The organism is Candidatus Delongbacteria bacterium (assembly GCA_020634015.1).
Taxonomy (GTDB): domain Bacteria; phylum CAIWAD01; class CAIWAD01; order CAIWAD01; family CAIWAD01; genus JACKCN01.
The window spans coordinates 170779-187167 of record JACKCN010000006.1 but is presented as its reverse complement, the minus strand read 5'-3'; the positions used below and the strand labels follow the sequence as shown (position 1 = coordinate 187167).

18 protein-coding genes and 2 tRNA genes are annotated in these 16389 nt (G+C 62.8%); 10 read left to right on the top strand and 10 right to left on the bottom strand.

Translation table 11 applies throughout. The features are described from left to right. Entirely contained in the window at window positions 1-399 is a 399-nt protein-coding gene (locus tag H6678_12340; GenBank protein ID MCB9474587.1) for a co-chaperone GroES, read from the top strand. 71 nt (window positions 400-470) lie between these two features. Here the strand turns inward: H6678_12340 and H6678_12335 are convergent. Continuing rightward, window positions 471-554 (bottom strand) — tRNA-Leu (locus H6678_12335). A gap of 278 nt (window positions 555-832) precedes the next feature. Further along, the gene (locus tag H6678_12330; GenBank protein MCB9474586.1) at window positions 833-3232 is read right to left on the bottom strand and encodes a T9SS type A sorting domain-containing protein; all 2400 of its coding nucleotides are present in this window, start codon (window positions 3230-3232) and stop codon (window positions 833-835) included. A 285-nt stretch (window positions 3233-3517) separates the two neighbouring features. Here H6678_12330 and H6678_12325 point away from each other — a divergent pair, with 285 nt between their 5' ends. The 3 genes from H6678_12325 (at window position 3518) to H6678_12315 (ending at window position 5967) form a co-directional block, all read left to right on the top strand. Then, complete coding sequence (locus tag H6678_12325) at window positions 3518-5218, top strand: hypothetical protein (protein ID MCB9474585.1); 1701 nt, start codon at window positions 3518-3520, stop codon at window positions 5216-5218. A gap of 105 nt (window positions 5219-5323) precedes the next feature. Beyond that, a tRNA-Gln gene (locus H6678_12320) sits at window positions 5324-5394 on the top strand. A gap of 288 nt (window positions 5395-5682) precedes the next feature. Further along, complete coding sequence (locus H6678_12315; protein ID MCB9474584.1) at window positions 5683-5967, top strand: hypothetical protein; 285 nt, start codon at window positions 5683-5685, stop codon at window positions 5965-5967. A gap of 149 nt (window positions 5968-6116) precedes the next feature. On the opposite strand, the gene H6678_12310 is transcribed toward H6678_12315, so the two are convergent. Together H6678_12310 and H6678_12305 are read right to left on the bottom strand one after the other, a co-directional pair. Then, window positions 6117-6332, bottom strand: coding sequence for a hypothetical protein (locus tag H6678_12310; GenBank protein MCB9474583.1), 216 nt, complete (start codon window positions 6330-6332; stop codon window positions 6117-6119). A 57-nt stretch (window positions 6333-6389) separates the two neighbouring features. Next, window positions 6390-6749 (bottom strand): ribosomal subunit interface protein, encoded by a 360-nt coding sequence (locus H6678_12305; protein MCB9474582.1) that lies wholly within the window; start codon window positions 6747-6749, stop codon window positions 6390-6392. Between the two features lie 345 nt (window positions 6750-7094). On the opposite strand from H6678_12305, the gene H6678_12300 reads away from it, so the two are divergent. From H6678_12300 to H6678_12285, 4 genes are all read left to right on the top strand, one after another. Then, window positions 7095-7556 carry a hypothetical protein gene (locus H6678_12300; protein ID MCB9474581.1) on the top strand — a complete coding sequence of 154 codons (462 nt, stop codon included), beginning with the start codon at window positions 7095-7097 and terminating at the stop codon, window positions 7554-7556. Between the two features lie 148 nt (window positions 7557-7704). Beyond that, window positions 7705-8124, top strand: coding sequence for a hemerythrin family protein (locus H6678_12295; GenBank protein MCB9474580.1), 420 nt, complete (start codon window positions 7705-7707; stop codon window positions 8122-8124). Between the two features lie 190 nt (window positions 8125-8314). After that, window positions 8315-8533 (top strand): PspC domain-containing protein, encoded by a 219-nt coding sequence (locus tag H6678_12290; GenBank protein MCB9474579.1) that lies wholly within the window; start codon window positions 8315-8317, stop codon window positions 8531-8533. A gap of 47 nt (window positions 8534-8580) precedes the next feature. Further along, window positions 8581-9048 (top strand): hypothetical protein, encoded by a 468-nt coding sequence (locus H6678_12285; GenBank protein MCB9474578.1) that lies wholly within the window; start codon window positions 8581-8583, stop codon window positions 9046-9048. A gap of 32 nt (window positions 9049-9080) precedes the next feature. On the opposite strand, the gene H6678_12280 is transcribed toward H6678_12285, so the two are convergent. Both H6678_12280 and H6678_12275 read right to left on the bottom strand, forming a co-directional pair. Further along, window positions 9081-9959 (bottom strand): mechanosensitive ion channel, encoded by an 879-nt coding sequence (locus tag H6678_12280; GenBank protein MCB9474577.1) that lies wholly within the window; start codon window positions 9957-9959, stop codon window positions 9081-9083. Between the two features lie 44 nt (window positions 9960-10003). Continuing rightward, window positions 10004-11548: an FAD-dependent monooxygenase gene (locus H6678_12275; GenBank protein MCB9474576.1), complete on the bottom strand. Its 1545-nt coding sequence runs from the start codon at window positions 11546-11548 to the stop codon at window positions 10004-10006. Window positions 11549-11722: 174 nt separating this feature from the next. Between H6678_12275 and H6678_12270 the strand changes: the two genes are divergently transcribed. Then, entirely contained in the window at window positions 11723-12580 is an 858-nt protein-coding gene (locus tag H6678_12270) for an ABC transporter ATP-binding protein (protein MCB9474575.1), read from the top strand. Window positions 12581-12630: 50 nt separating this feature from the next. Then, the gene (locus H6678_12265; GenBank protein ID MCB9474574.1) at window positions 12631-13932 is read left to right on the top strand and encodes an ABC transporter permease; all 1302 of its coding nucleotides are present in this window, start codon (window positions 12631-12633) and stop codon (window positions 13930-13932) included. A gap of 18 nt (window positions 13933-13950) precedes the next feature. Here H6678_12265 and H6678_12260 read toward each other — a convergent pair whose 3' ends face one another. The 4 genes from H6678_12260 to H6678_12245 form a co-directional block, all read right to left on the bottom strand. Continuing rightward, window positions 13951-14340 (bottom strand): DUF1801 domain-containing protein, encoded by a 390-nt coding sequence (locus H6678_12260; protein MCB9474573.1) that lies wholly within the window; start codon window positions 14338-14340, stop codon window positions 13951-13953. Between the two features lie 197 nt (window positions 14341-14537). Further along, entirely contained in the window at window positions 14538-15452 is a 915-nt protein-coding gene (locus H6678_12255; GenBank protein ID MCB9474572.1) for an RNA-directed DNA polymerase, read from the bottom strand. 7 nt (window positions 15453-15459) lie between these two features. Then, window positions 15460-15741, bottom strand: a complete 282-nt coding sequence (locus H6678_12250; protein MCB9474571.1) for a helix-turn-helix transcriptional regulator — start codon at window positions 15739-15741, stop codon at window positions 15460-15462. Window positions 15742-15758: 17 nt separating this feature from the next. Continuing rightward, a complete protein-coding gene (locus H6678_12245; GenBank protein ID MCB9474570.1) occupies window positions 15759-16013 on the bottom strand; it encodes a hypothetical protein in 255 nt (84 codons plus the stop codon). Between the last annotated feature and the right edge of the window lie 376 nt (window positions 16014-16389).

The window sequence follows — 16389 nt, the reverse complement described above, 5'->3', positions numbered from 1 at the left end:
ATGACACGATCCTTGCAAAGACTGCGCGTGGTGGGCGACCGGGTTCTCATCGATCCGGATACCGGAGGTGCGCGCACGGGAGCCGGGCTGTATCTGCCACCCAGTGTGACAGCCGGTCAGACCGTCAAGGGCGGGCGGGTCGTGGCCGTCGGCCCCGGTACTCCCCTGCCCGACCCGGAGTCCTCCAGCGGTGAAGCCTGGCGTGAGACGACACCGCGAGCGCGCTACCTGCCGATGGAAGTGGAAGTGGGCGACTACGTGCTCTTCCTGCAGAAGAGTGCGATCGAGATCCGCTACGCCGACAGCGAGTACCTGCTGGTGCCACTGGGCGGCATCCTGCTGATCGAACGGGACGAGAACGGCGACGACCCCGACCTGAGCGAGTTGCTCGAAGGGTGAGCCGAATGCTGCATGCATCAAGAAGGCCCGGAATCCTGTGGACTCCGGGCCTTCTCCGTTCAGGGCCAGCATACCGGGGACGGGACTTGAACCCGTACGGCCCGAGGGCCAGGAGATTTTAAGTCTCCTGTGTCTACCAGTTCCACCACCCCGGCTTCTGACACGGTTGTCGCTTCGCAACAACCGTGTCAGAAGGCGCAGTTTTTCGCGCTGCGAAAAACTGCTGCTTCCTTTTGGCCCCGCGGAGTCCTTTTTGTGTGCGCCTGTGTTCCCTTCGGGAACTTGGCGGATGGGACAATTCGGGGCGGGCAATTGGTTTTGGCCGGTTGTGCTCCTTTCGGGAGCTGGGCGCGTCGCAAAGTGGCCGGTCTTTCAGAAGAAAAGGCCCCCGGCCTTTGGGTGCCGGGGGCCTTATTGTGCGTGATGCGTTGGGCTACTTGACCAGAAGCAGCTTGCGGGTGGCTTCGTGCTGGCCACTGACCAGGCGGGTGAAGTACACGCCGCTGGACAGGGAACTGGCGTCAAAGCTCACGCTCTGGCTGGCACCGTCGGTGGTGCCGCTGAACAGGGTGGCCACTTCCTCGCCCATCAGGTTGAAGACCTTCAGACTGGTTTCCTGGCCGGCGGGGCCACGGAAGTCAATCCGGGTGCTCGGGTTGAAGGGGTTGGGGTAGGCTTCGGACAGCTCGAAGCTGGCGGGGCGGCTGGGGCCCACGACCACGTCGGTGCCGGTGGACGAGCCACTGGCGAACAGGTAGAGGCTGGCGTCCTGGCCGGCCGGGGTCGACCAGTCCAGATCCCAGCTGGTGCCATCGCTGATGCCGTAGTGTCCACCGTTCCAGACCAGATCGTGTCCGATGGCATCGGGGAAACCGTCGGGCATCTCGAGCCAGATCCAGCAGGCACCGGACACGGTCACGGGAGTGCTCAGGGCCCACTCGTAGAGCACGGCACCGGTCTGGACATTGGTCAGGTTGATGGTCTGGTTGTGCAGCTCGGCACCCGGCGTACCACCATTGTCGGCGTAGATGTGAATCACCACGCTGTGTCCGTTGTGCGGGGTATTGTTGTCACCCAGCACGGCGGTGATGGTGTCCAGCGAAATGTCGCCGGCGCCGAAGTTCTCGGCCAGGTCGAAGTAGCAGAAGGGGCCTTCGCCGGGCTCCACGAAGAAGATCGTGGCGATCTCGTCACCATGGTAGTAGTAACCGAAGGTCAGGTCGGGGCTGGTGCCCAGGGTCCAGTCGGCGTAGCTGGTGTCGTTGACGGCGTTCTGATCGTCGCCGAAGACGGCGTAGCTGCGCACGCTGATGTCGCCGGACATCGACGGGGTGAACTGGATCTGGCCGCTGGCGGAACTCAGGGGTGCCACGTCCAGACGGGGATTGATGAAGCCCACGTGGTTGCCATTGACATCCACCCAGGTCAGCACCTGCTGAGCGGCGTTGCTGCCGTAGTTGCGCAGGTCGACGCCCACATCCATCGGCACGCCCTGGGTGCGCGGCCAGGAGCCCCACACGCCGGTCACACCCAGATCGTTGGCCAGCACGTTGCTGCCCCAGATCTGGAAGTCGTCGATGATCAGGCCAGCACCCGTGCCGCCGTCGTCGTTGTCGTCCGTGATCACCACGAAGCGCAGGCGAATTGTCTCACCGGCGTAGGGGGTCAGGCTGGCGGTGCCGTCGTTGAAGGGATCCAGCAGGGGGTCGTACTGATCCCAGGCCAGGTTGTTCTCGTCGACATTGAAGCCCGGACGACCCACATCGGAGTAGTCGTGCAGCAGGTAGGTCCATTCGATGCTGCCCTGCACCTGCACCTCGACGCGGTAATAGTCTTCAAGGTTGGTGCCGCCGGAACCGGCGAAGTCGCGCAGATCGGAAATCAGCCACCACTGGAACCAGTACTCCCAGTTTTCGGGAAGGGTGATCCAGGGCGTGGTCAGTCCGTCACGCAGGTTGGGGAACACGCTGCAACGGGCGGCCGTGGTGGGGCTGTGGGAATAGTCGGTGGTCAGTTCCCACCAGTCGCCGGAGGCTTCTTCGCCATTCACCAGAGTGAATTCGGAAGGCACCGGAGCGTCGTCGGCATTGTTGCTCAAAAGGGTGGTGTTGCCATCCATGATCAGGATGTCATCCACGCGGAAACCGAACCAGTCGACGTTGCCCCCGTCCACGGTGCTGGCACCGGGATCGCTGCAGAAGGCGAAGCGGAACTGGACGGTCGATCCCGTGTAGCTGCTGAGGTCCTTGGCAGCGGCATGCCAGCCACTGGAATTGCCGACCCAGCCGGCGATTCCTGTACCCATGCCGAACTCAAGCCCGAAGGAATACAGGCTGGTGGCGTTGTAGGGATAGCCAGTGAAGCCGTCGAGCACGGTCCAGTCACCACCGTCGACGGACACCCAGACGTTGCCGCCGTCCCAGGCGTTGTAGCCGGCAGGCTCGCCGCCGGGTGCTTCCACCCAGTGGTTGATCTGGAAGCTCATGGTCGGGGCGGTGGTACCCGTCAGGTCAATGGTGGGGGTTTCGAGATAATGCAGCCAATGATTGTCATAGCCCCCGATGGTGGCGTCGCCGCTCCACCAGGAGTTGCCATCGAACCCGCCTGTTGCGTCGATGTGCCAGGCGGGCTGCACGGCGGTGATGTCAATGGAAGTCCAGCCGTTCAATCCGTTCTCGAAGTCCTCGAAGAAGAACAGGGAGTCGGTGCGCTCGCCATCGCGGGACGCATTGTCAAGACGTTCGGACGGCCCTTTGTGGCTGGTACCAAGATGGCCCGCGGCGAATGCGCCAGCGGCGGTGACCAGCAAAGAGGCAAGAAGCAGTCGTTTCATGGGTTCAATTCCCTCCAGTGTCGTTATACGAAAGGCTTGTGCGACGGTGAGTCCAGACTGGGTCCGGTGCGTTCGTCCTGCAGATTCAGGACCCTGATCTATCGGGATTGGCTCAAGCTTCTGATGGGCGCCTGTGCCGGGCGATGGGGGGAACCGGCCCCGATTCAAGCTGGGCCGCACCACCGCGAAGCGCGAAAGTACCACAAAAACAGGGTGCTTCCAACGCCCGACCGTTTCCCGGCAGGTGCGGTTCCAGGCGAGGAACACCGGAACTATATTCGCCGAATGAAAAATCGGTTCCTGAAATCGCTGCTTCTGCTGCTCCCGCTGGCAGCAGCCGAGGCTCGGTCCATCTCGCCGCTGGACCACCCGGCTGACCCGCAATTGCGCCTGCATGCGGGCCTGGATTGGTTGCTGGAAAGGGATCGGCGAGCGCCTGCAGCCAGTTGGCCGGCGGCTCGCAGTCCTGTTCTTTCGGCAGAATCGGGTCCCCGTTCCAGTCTGGCCAGTCAGGATCTTGATTCCAATGGCCTGGCACGCTGGGCGCCCGCTCGCTGGACTCAGCCCGATCTCGCGCTGGCGCTGGCACCCGTGCTGACCGTGCGGGACTGGAAATCCCGCGAGTCAGGCATGCAGGAAGCGGGCAACGGGCTGGATCTGGAAGCTCTCTGGCTGGATCAATGGGCGGTGCAGCTCAGCTTCCGCGATGCCCAGCTCACGGGCGACCTGGCCGCGCGCAATCACCCGGGCTTTGAGCGCTCGACCAGCTGGCTCTGGCAGGAAACCTCCCCGGATGGCCGGAGCCTGACCCACGACGAGACCTTGGCCCGGCTGGGCTGGGCTCATGCGCTGGGCAGCGAAAGCACGCTGCGCGTCAGCATCGGACGTGAGCAGCCCACCTGGGGGCCCGGTCTGCTGGGTGGAGTGATCCTGCGCGGCGAACGCGCCCCCGGGATCAATCTTTTCCGCACCAGCCTTGACTCCGGGGACCTGGCTTTCACCTTCATCACGGCCGAACTGGAGAGCCAGCTGGTGGACTCGCTGGCCCTGCACGCGGATCCGGTCCGTGTGCGCCAGCCCTGGCGCCAGAAGTGGCTGGTGGGACATCGCCTGGACCTGCGTGGCAAAAGCTGGGCTGCCGGTCTGGGCGAACTGGTGGTGGTGGGCGACGAGTTCCCGGGCCCCGGCTACCTGAACCCGGTGAACTTCCTCTGGAGCGAGCAGCACGCCTCGGGCGACCGCGACAACACACTGCTCTTCGCCGACCTGCGTGTCCGTCTTCCCCGCTGGCTGCCCGGCCCCGGGATGCTCTACGGCGAACTGAGCATGGACGATTACACTCTGGGCGATTTCGGCAGCGACGCCGAAGGCCAGAAAACCGCCACCCTGCTGGGCCTGGCCTGGGCGCCCCCGCTGGAGGTCCTCAACCCGCTGGGCGGAACGGGCAGGCGCAGCATCTGGTTCATCGCCGAACAACGCCGGATCCGCCCCTGGTTCGGCAGCCACTTCCACCAGATCAGCAGCTACACCCACGGTGGCCAGAGCCTGATGGGCGCCGGGCAACCCAACAGCCGCCTGCTGGACCTGGCACTCAAACTGGACCAGCGCACCAGCAGCACCCGCATCGGAGCGATCACCCTTGAGCCGGGCCTGCTGGGCCTGTCACTGGAAGGCGGCCAATCGCTGCACGGCGCCAATCCCCCCGGGCTGAACATTGGTGGCCGCATCGACGAAGGCCACCGCGAAGGCATCGACCCCGACCACGTACGCCTGCTGGAAGGCATCCTCGAACGCCAGGACTGGCGCCGCCTGCGCCTGGACTGCCGTCAGCCCCTGAGCCTGGCCTTCTCCGGCCGCCAGCGCCCGGCCGGTGTGCTCCAGCTGGACCTCGCGGTCGCCCGCTGGAACGGCCATGCGCTCGCCCCCGGCGGCGAGTGGGTCCGGGAATTCCACATCGGCTGGAGCAGCGGCAGCGGCACCCCGTGACAGTTTGCTGGCAGGATCTTAGCTTGCGCGGCGCGAGGCTTCCGGAACGCGTGTGATTCCTGTTCTTTTCTCGGGAAGTCTCGCGCTCCGGAAGCCTCGTGATCTTACCCCGTGGTGTAATGGCAACACTTCTGATTTTGGTTCAGACATTCCAGGTTCGAGTCCTGGCGGGGTAGTGGCTGAAAGCCTTGACTCAACACAAAGGGTTGCGAATGCTTCGCAACCCTTTGTGTTCTGCTCCGCCACAGGTCGGCTTCCGCGGCCCATCCCCCAACCTTCGGGTTCTCGGCTTGCCCCGGCATCTCACTCCTTCATTCTGATGGTTCCCAGCGGTCATATGGATCGGGGTCCAGAGCCACTCCTGCGATCCAAGTCCGGAAGTCGGCACGTCTGGAAGAACCGCTCTTTGCCGCCGTTTGCGGACTCTGGTGGTCTCAGCCGCCCATGGCCTGCGGGGAGGGCTGATGTTCCGGTGGCTGGGGATGTCCACACCCCTGCTCTGGGGCGTGATGATGGCGCTGCTGTCGGTGATCCCCGTGCTCGGTTCCCTCGTGATCTGGGGTCTGATGGCGAACCGCGGCAGCAAGATCCGCATCGGCTCCGTCAACCGCTGCTGGCGCTCGGAGCTGGCCCTGTCAGGTGCCAACCACACCCTTGACGTGGTGGGTCTGTTCGGTGGGGACGTCAAGGAAAATGCCTCGATCTCGGCCCGCCTGCGTCTCTTCCCCGCCAGTGGGGCGCTTCCCTGACGGATGGGGCGTGACACACGGGCCAGTCGGTGAGCTGAGCCAACGGCCGGCGCGCACCAACCGAGCATCACGGCTCCAGCTGCGAACCACGGGCAGGCAACAGCCTTGCCGCAAGGCAGAAATCGTGCTTCGGCTCCCCACGCGCCCGGCTACTTTCTGCCGAAGAGAACCCAGCCCAGCAGCAGGCCGACTCCGACCATGACCATGGTGGGGAACCACATCCAGTGCACACCGGCCACCTGACCGCCCCGCCTCATGCCACTGCCATCGTGAGACCCACTCAGGGCCCCGCCTCCGACCACCAGGAAGCGCACCTCACGCTCACCAGCGATCAGGCGGATCAGGCTGGGCGTGCATGGGCTCACCCATGACCCGGCCCTTGGGCGACAGAGCGCTGTGCCACAGGCTGGCCGTGGTGTCGCTCATGAGAGATCGGAAACCGGGGAGCGGGGGTCGGACCGGCGCAGCTGTTGGTCGCTGCGCTTGGCGAGAGTGCTCTCGATCAGGCGAGCCAGTTTGCCCGCCGCGCCGCTGATGGCCTGGCTCTCGTTGGCTGCGTGCTGTGTGACGGCAAGCGGCTTGTGATCCTCGAGCCGGGCTTCCATCATGCAGCGTTTGTCGTGCTGGCCACCCTTGGGGCCATTCTCGTCGCCCAGGTGGACTTCGACGCGCGTCACGCGATCGCCGCAATGACTCAGCGCCCTCTCCACCACCTCCGTGACATGGGCGGAAAGCTTCTCGAGACCTTCGATGTTCTTGTCGGTGCTGAACTGAACATGCATCGTGAATTCCTTTCGGTGAGTCAGGTCAGGGCTCGAGTGCCTCGCGCGGTTGAACGGCCATCCGGAGCGGCCCGAGCGTCATGCCGGTGGGGGTACTTGATGACGCCCGCCGCAGTTCCGGGATCGGTATCCGGGGTGGCACAAGCAGCAGGCACATGCGCGGCTTGCTGGCCCGGATCGGACTCGTGGTCCGCCTTGGCAGTCGCGACGCGCTCAGCCTGCGGTTCCGGGGCCAGCTGGCCGCGATCTCCAAAGCCCAGGCTGTGATCGAGTTCACCTGGACGGCACGATTTTCACCGCCAACCAGAACTTCCCAGACGTGCTCGGTTATCGCCTCGAGTCAAGGTGGTCAAATACGCCACAGACCTGACCGCGACCAAGCTGGCGGCCGAGATCGTCACCAATCTGGACAGCGCGGCCTTCTGGCTGGACATCGTGGCCAACGAAGTCAAGGAACTGGCCAAGCAGACCGCCAAAGCCACCGAGGAGATCGGCCACCAGATCGTGACCATCCAGAACGGCACGGCCATGAGCGTGGAGGCCATCGAAGGCATCGCCAAGGTCATCGACCAGATCGACAGCTACGCCACCTCGATCGCCGCCGCCGTCGAGGAACAGTCCACCACGGTGCAGAGCATCGCGCGCAACGCCAGCGAAGTCTCCACCGGCGTGGGCTATGTGGTCGAGAACATCAAGGGCGTGGCCACCGCTGCGGCCGAAGCCGAGAAGAACGCCGCCACCTCACAGGAAGCGGCCAGAAATGTGACCCGTGTGTCCGGACAACTGGAATCGCTGTTCAGGAAATGAGCCGTCGATTGCAGCCGGGTGTCCCCACCGCGCACATGCGGCGGGGACACCTGGCTCCGTTTCGGGCAGGATTGAGCAAGGTTCTGCCGATAGTGCCTTCATCAGCATGGCAAAGAAGCCGGCCAGGGCCAACCCGGAGACAGGCATCATGGAATGGCGCGACGAATTCTGTACGGGCATCGAAGCCATCGACGAACAGCACCAGCGACTCTTTGCTCTGGTGGATGAACTCAAGCTGGCCTTGCAAAGCGAAGACTGTTCCTCGATCTATCAGTTCGGGCTCAACCTGCTGTCCAGTTATGCCCTCGAGCATTTCGGGCTGGAAGAGACCTGCATGCACGTGCACAAGTGTCCGGCCGCGCAGAACAACCAGCTGGCCCACGCCCAGTTCGTGCAGTACGTGACCCGCTTCCAGCAGGACTTCGAAAACGACGGTTTCAGTCTCCCGGTGGCCACCGAGCTGGTCAAGTCACTTGAAGACTGGCTCGTGAATCACATCTGCAGGATCGATGTCCAGCTGCGGGTCTGCCCCACCGTGCTCAAGGATCTGCCCCGGGCCTCGCTCTGAGTGCTCCCAGGAACCTGCAACCAACCGCAACACCCACCTCGGCGGAGGATTCACTCTTCCGCTGCGCCGTGGTGAAATCCTTTCGCAATGGAATGCCCGGGCTTGCGTGCCGTCCGCCGGATCCCGTATCATGGGACAGCAGATTGCAGCCAGCTCCATTCTCAGGCACACCCATCCGAAAGGACCCCCGATGTCCGCTCATCCGACTCTCCTGCAACGCCCGCGCAATACGCGCATGATCGCCGGCGTGGTCGCCGGTCTGGCCAACCGCACCGGCATGGATCACACCATGGCCCGCGTGATCTATGTGGTGGGCTCGATCGTCTCGGTGGCGTTTCCGGGAATCCTGGTCTACCTGCTGCTGTGGCTGATCATTCCCCAGGAACCGGCGGGTCCGTTTGCCGACTGATCCGTCGGGCATGGCGTTCCAGAATGCAACACGAAACCGGAGAGCCGATGGCCTCACTCTGGAAGAAAGGACGGGGCAGACTTGGTCTGTTCCAGCCCCTGCTGGGCCACTGGATTGCCCGCGCGGACTCACCCATGGGGCCTTTGCGCTGCCTGCGGAGGCTGGAACCGGTGCTGGGTGGCAAGTACCTGCAGCACACGGTGCGCTGGGAATTCGGTCCCGGGGGCTCGGCGAAGGTCTACGAAGAACACGCGCTGATCGGAGTGGGTGATTCCGGCCAGCCGGAATTCTGGTCCTTCACCTCGGACGGCAAACATTCGCACGGACACCTGACGGATGCCATCGACCTGCATCCCGAGGCCATCGGCTTTGAAGCCCGGATGCCCGCGGGACTGGCGCGCATGGTGTTCTGGCCCGAAGCGGAAGGTGGCTTCAGCTGGGTGGTTGAATCACGGACGAGCAAGGGCTGGAACCGCTTCGTCGAACACCGCTACCTGCCCCTTGCCGACGCCTGAGATCCCGCGCCCGGCCAAGACCGCGCAGGCAATCAGATTCCGGAAGGTGCCCGTGACGAGCCGTGTTCCGCGGAGGGCATCGACTTGATGTGCAGGTCCCGCTGCGGGAAGGGGATCTCGATGCCGGCTTCCTTGAGCCGCCGGAACACGTCAAAACGCAGCTCGCTCTTGATGTTCTCGATACGGAAGGTCTGGGTGCTCCAGAACAGCATCTCGAACTCGAGCGCCGAATCGCCGAAACCCGTGAAGCGCACCGTCGGCTGCCAGGGGTCCTCGACCAGAATGTCCGACTGGGCCAGCATGCTGTCCACCAGCACCTGACGGACACGCTCGGGATCGGAATTGTATGACACGCCCACCGCCACATGGAACCGCGCGTGCATGCTGGGCTGGCGGCTCCAGTTGATCACGTTGTCGTTGATGAACTTGTGATTCGGAATGATCAGGATGATGTCGTCGCGCGTCTCGACCTTGCTGGTGCGCAGGCTGATTTCCTTGACCTTGCAGACCAGCCCGTCCACCTCGAGCACGTCGTCCAGCTTGATCGTGCCTTCCACCAGCAGGAAGATGCCGGACACGATGTCGTTGAAGATCTGCTGGATGCCCAGCCCCAACCCCACCAGCAGAGCGGCGGAACCGGCCAGCAGCAGGGTCAGCTGGATGCCCAGGGTCTGCAGCACCAGCAGGATCACCACCACCCAGATGATGTAGCGGCAGAGCAGGTAGATCGACATGCGGCGCGCACGGTCCCAGACCGAATCCTCCGTGCGCCGCAGCAGGGCCTTCTTGATCAGGAACAGAGTCACGCGCCCCAGCAGCACGATCAGAATCACCAGCACCACCTTGTAACCGGTGATCTGCAGCGAATCCACCTGCAGGATCCGGTAGCTCAGCAAGGTTTCCAGACTCATCCGATCTCTCCTTCACTCGCGTGCGTCAGGCATGGCTTCGTTCGTCAGCGCCCCATGAAGGCCGCCACGGCCCTGGCCACCTTGTTGCCGTCGATGGCCGCGCTCACGATGCCGCCCGCGTAGCCCGCACCTTCGCCGCAGGGATAGAGCCCGGGCACATCCGGATGGGCCAGGCTGGCGGGGTCCCGCGGGATGCGCACCGGTGAACTGGTGCGCGACTCGGTGGCCAGCAGCAGGGCCTCCTCCGCCAGATAGCCCGGGCGCTGGCGCTCGAAATCCTGCAGGGCATGGCGCAGGCGGCGCGCGATGCTCTCGGGCAGCACGGTTTCCAGCGGCACCGAGGTGGCCCCCGGGTGATAACTGGTGGCAGGCAGCGCGCGGCTGACCTTGCCCGCCACGAAATCCCGGGCCCGCTGGGCGGGCGCGCACTGGGTGCCGCCTCCGGCCTGCCAGGCCGCCACTTCCACGCGGCTCTGGAACTCCAGACCGCGGCAGGGGTCGTCGCCCGGCAGGTCCTCGGGTTCCACGGCCACCACCAGTCCGGAATTGGCGAAGGGCGAGTCCCGGCGGGCCAGGCTCATCCCATTGAGCACCAGTTCGCCGGGGGCTGTGGCGGCGGGCACGATGAAGCCCCCGGGGCACATGCAGAAACTGAAGACGCCCCGGCCTTCCACGGTGGTGGCCAGACGGTAGGAGGCCGCGGGCAGGCGCTCGTCGCTGGCCCGGTCGCCGTACTGCAGACGATTGATCAGGGCCTGGGAATGCTCGATGCGCACTCCCAGGGCAAAGGCTTTGGCCTCCAGCCGCACTCCGGCGGCCGCCAGCAGCTGAAACACATCCCGGGCCGAGTGCCCGGTGGCCAGGATCACAGCCGGGCAGTCCAGTTCCTCACCCGATTCCAGCCGCACCCCGGCGGTGGCGCCCCCCGCATCCCGCAGCAGCGCAGTGACCCGGCTGCCGAAGCGGATCTCGCCGCCGCGCTCCAGCACCCGCTCGCGCATGGCGCGCACCACGGCGGGCAGGCGATTCGAACCGATGTGAGGATGGGCTTCCACCAGAATTTCCGCGGGGGCTCCGTGAGCCACCAGCGTGCAGAGCACCTGGTGCACGTCGCCGCGTTTGGTGGCGCGCGTGTAGAGCTTGCCGTCGGAGTAGGTGCCGGCTCCGCCCTCACCGAAACAGTAGTTGCTGTCGGGATGCACCTCGCCCCGGCGCTGGATCGCGGCCAGGTCGGCCCGCCGTGCGCGCACATCCTTGCCCCGTTCGAGCACCACGGGGCGCAGGCCGGCCTCAATCAGGCTCAGGGCCGCGAAGAGCCCCGCGGGGCCGGACCCGATCACCAGCACGCGCGGGGCCGCATGCACGGCGGGCAGCGCGGGCAGCAAGGGCGGTTCGGGCTGCGCGGCTTCGTCCACCCAGACCTCATAGCGCAACTGCAGCGCGATCTGGCGCTGGCGCGCGTCCAGACTGCGCTTGCGCAGCCGCAGTTCCGTGATCCGGGCGGGGCTCACCTTCAACACGCGGGCCACGGCCTGGCGGCAAAGCTGCTCGTCGCCCGCCTGCTCGGGGGCAAGCCGGATATCGACCATCTGGATCACGCAAGGCCCTTTCCCGCTATGAACGCGTCCTTCGTTGACCGCGGACGCACCCCCATCCTGTTGAAATCCGGCGGGTGCCGCAAGTGTCAGTTCCGCAAATGCTTTTTCCCGGTTCCTCGCCAGCGGCCATTGTGCCAGATTGGCGGCCTACAGGAAAGGAATTCCATGCAGACTCCACAACTGGAAGCGGACACGCTGGTGCGGTCCTTCGGGCAGGTCCGGGCCGTCGCTGGCCTGAGCCTGAAGGTGCACGCCGGAGAAATCGTCGGCCTGCTGGGCCCCAATGGCGCGGGCAAGACCACTTTCGTGCGCCTTTGCTCGGGCCAGCTCACACCGGACTCGGGCCAGGTGCGCATCGCGGCTGAAGGTGGCCCGCTCGATCCCTGCCTGCCACGTGCCCGCGCCGCCATGGGCGTGGCGCCCCAGGGCGGCTCGGTGTTCGAAGGCCTGAGCGTGCACGAGAACCTGGAGCTTTTCGCCGGCCTGCACGGTCTGCGCGGGGCCGAACGACGCCGCGGGTGCAATGACGCGTTGGACTTTGCCCAGCTGGCAGATCTGAAGGACCGCCCCGCGGGCCAGCTGTCGGGCGGCCAGCGCCAACGCCTGAACCTGGCTCTGGCGATGGTGCACGGCCCGGGCCTGCTCTTTCTGGACGAGCCCACGGTGGGCGTGGACACCCAGAGTCGCGCCGCGATCCTCGAGGGCGTCAAGCATTTGCGCGAACGCGGGGCGGCCATCCTCTACACCACCCATTACCTGCAGGAAGCGGAAGCGCTCTGCGACCGCATCGGGATCATGGATCACGGGCGCCTGCTGGCCCTGGACAGTCTGGAGACCCTGCTGGCCAACCACGGCGGTCCGCACCGGATTCTGCTGCCGGGGCGCGAGCCCATTCTCAGCCAGGAGCCCTGGCGCGACCTGCAGGAACTGGCCGCCCACGGCCACCCGGGCCGGGTGCGCGTGGAAAGCCCCGACCTGGAACAGGTCTTTCTGGACCTCACCGGCCGCGCCCTGCGCGACTGAGTCCCGGGCCCCGGCCCGCCCTGTCTGTCATACAATTCGGGAGTTCCCGCATGCTCGACCGCATCCTGTTGCTGGCACACAAAGACCTGCGCCTGCTCTGGCGCGATCGCGGCGCGCTGTTCAGCGTGCTGCTCTTTCCGTTGCTGTTCTCGGTGTTCTTCGGTCTGATGTTCTCGGGCGGGGGCAGCGGCGGCGGCGCGAAGATCAGTCTGGCGGTGGCCGACGAAGATTCCAGCGCCGCCAGCCAGGCCTTCGTGACGGGCCTGGAAGGCAACCCGGGGCTCGCCGTGCGGCGTGCGTCGCTCGACGACGCCCGTGCTCTGGTGCGCCGGGGCAAGGTGGCCGCCTGGTTGCGCCTGCCGCAGGGCTTTGGCGACGACAGCCAGAACCTCTTCATGGGCCAGCCACCCAGCGCCGAACTGGGGCTGGACCCCAGCCGCAAGGCCGAAGGCGGTTTGCTGCAGGGCCTGCTTCAGCAGCAGGCGGCCCAGCGCTTCAACACCCTCTTCAGTTTCAACGAGAACACCACCTCCCTGCTGAAGCGCCAGCGTGAACTGCTGCGTGATCCGGCGGGTCAGGTGCCCGGTTGGCTCGCGGGCCTGGACCGATTCTATCAGAGTCTGGACAGCCTTTCCGCCGTGGTCGAGGCCACGGGAAATCACGCGCAGGCCGACAGCGCGGCCCGGGCCAACACGGGCGACGGATTCGTGCCGCTGAAGATCACGACACACGAGGAAAGTGTGATTCGCAAGGGCCCTGCCAGTTCCTTTGCCGTCTCGTTCCCCCAGGGCGTGGTCTGGGCCCTGATCGCCTGTGCCGCCAGTTTCGGGGTGGCCATGGTGGGCGAGCGGCGCAACGGTCTGACCGCACGCCTGGAACACGCCCCGCTGGGCGCCTTCGAGCTGCTGGCCTCGCGCGCGCTGGCCGCCCTGCTGAGCATGCTGCTGATCAGTGTCCTCTTGTTCGCGGTGGCCGCCCTGGTCTTTGGCCTGCGGCCCGCTTCCTGGGGCCTGCTGGTACTGGCCGTGTTCCAGAGTTCGCTCTGTTTCGTGGGGCTCAGCCTCTGCTTCTCGCTGCTGGGCAAGAGCGAGCAGGCCGCCAGCGGCATCGGCTGGGGCATCATGTCCCTGCTGGCCATGCTGGGCGGAGGCATGATTCCGCTGATCTTCATGCCCGGCTGGATGCAGACCCTCAGCCGGATCAGCCCCGTGCGCTGGGTGGTGGTGTCTCTGGAAGGCGCGATCTGGCGGGGCTTCAGCCTGGCCGAAATGCTGGTGCCCGGTGCCGTGCTGCTGGCCATCGGGGCCGCCAGTTTCGGCCTGGGCGTGGCATTGGCCCGCCGCCGCGCTTGAACATGCTGAGTGTGTGAGTCAGGTCGTGGGTGGAGCCTTGCGTCGCGAGGGTCGGCGGGCCTGATCCAGCACCAGCCGTTGGCGCACGACGCGCGCGATCAGCTCCAGCGGAATCGGCTGGTCCAGGGAAAACTTCAGATTTCCCTTGGGCCCCGCGAAGGGCGCCAGCTCGCGCTGCAGCTCCTCATCCCCGCTCACCGGCGGATACACGCCGATGTGCGCCTTGAAGGCCGCGAAGTACACCAGCATGCCGTTGCCGCGGAAGGCGGGCATGCCATAGCTGATCACTTCCTCGGCGGCGGGCGCCTCCCGGCGGATGGTCTGGCGGATCTGCTGCAGGATCTCCCGGACGGCCTCGGGTGCGTCGGCGATGTAGGCGTCGATGGGTGTTGGCTGTGAAGGATTCATCGCTGCAGGTTCCTCTCGGCGTCTGTCGGCCTGATATGCTTGTGTTGTGTTGCGTCCACATACCCGCGGCCAGCATGCCCACTTTTTCGCCTCGTTTCTTGCTAGTCACATCATTCCAAGCAGCCAGAATAGTCGACTTGCTCGTTTCGCATGAGCTTGATCCATCATGGCCCACAAGTCCGACAGGTTTCTAGGTGCTATTGTTCAATACTCGCCAAACACTCCTTCTCTGGTCTCATTAGACTGTTTCGAAGTTTGCGCATCAAGTTCCCTGCAATAATTGGCTTAGTAGTTCCTATGTATTGAATTTTTCCAACCAGCTTTAAGTACACGCAGCTTGTGACTGAACACTTTTCTACACATGCAATTTGTGTTCTGACTTCTTCAACATAACTTTTTGTGACGCCGACTGCTCTATTTACGGTTAATCCAAGAACTTCCTGTCTTTTATTGCTTTTCATGATTTTGAGTTTTTTGGCTCTATGCACGGAAAATCTCATTCTATGGAGAGCAGGGAAAACCAAACTTACAAGTTCCGTGACTTTGCCATAGCTACCGGAGATGATGATGTCATCAACAAATCGAATGCAATCACACCCTAGCCTTAAAGATTGGTTATACAAATATTCATCAAAATTATATAGCGCCAAGTTTGCAATAATCGTACTTGTTGCACTTCCTTGTGGAAGATGGCCTTTATAAGTGGTAATTCTTGTAAGCATTCGAGACACAGGCGGCGAGTAACCCAGATTGCAAAAAACCTTATAGACTTTATTATTTGTTACACAAGGAAAGAAAGATTTTACATCTACAGTCGCGACGCAATCTTTGTTAGTATGCAAAAGCGCTGAGGTTTTGGTTGAATGCCCCTTAACTCCTCCAGTGGCAATAGGCCTGAACACATCCACATCGCATAGCAAAAACTTTTTGATTCTAATCTGTAATGCTGCAAGTTCGCCTGTTGGATTGTCAATTGACCTTGATTTTTCTCCCCTTTTCTTTTCAAATGGCTCATAATATTTTTCTGGATTTTGCTCGATTCGAACTAACTCTTCAACATCAACATCAAGCAACTTTGCTAGTGATTTGATGGACTTTACATTATATGGCATTACTCAACTATCTACTATAAAATGCAAGTCGCAGTAACTCTTCGATAACCACGGAGCGACCTGCAGAGCGTGATTCACCTGCTTCATTTTGTTCTGCTAGCAAAAATAAAATTGGTAATGGGACTTCTAACGCATCTGCTATACGCTTTAAAAATCCCAGACTTGGATCACGTTTGTTCCGCTCCACAAGAGAGATGTACGATGTGCTTACTCCGGTTGCATTTGCCAATTCTTCCTGGCTAAACGAACTGCGTACTCTGACACTTTTTATTGCAAGCCCGATGTTCATTTAGAATTCACTATGCACTAGAGTTTTTTGACTAGCTCGGATACGAGACCACCAATTTCGCTTTGTCGCAAAAGCATATACCATGCAATTTTCTCGACCAGCTTTAAAATGATCTTTCGCTCTTGGCAAGTCTCTCCCATTCTCTGAACTGAGTCGAATTCAACCAGCATATGGATGATTTCGTTCAGTTCCTGCTGGAACTCTGCAGTAGATCCCTGTGCTCTCTTAAGACCTTGAAGCCGTTCAATGGCCTCGGGCAAAATGGATTTCATTTTGACCTCCTTTTAGATGAGTAACTGACCGCCATGATTGGCGTGTCCGCTAGCACCAGCTGGGCGATCAGGCAGGGGTCTACAAGTGCATAATGAGTTTCTGAACCGTGTCCGCATGACCGGTTGCGTCCATCGCATCACGACAGCGCTGCCAGCCTGTACGGCAGGGGTTCGGAACCGCAATGCGGTCGCGGTTTCCCGCGTTCATAAGCGTGAAACGTTTGTTTCACCTGCCCAGCTTAGGAAGGTCAAAGAGCAAGGCCGAATTCGGCCACCGGGGCCTATTATAAAAGAATCAGAGGTCGGAGTCAAGATAGAGGAACGAAGTGTACATGAAATTTGACTTTGGGTAATATTCTAATTGCTTTCGCTTGGT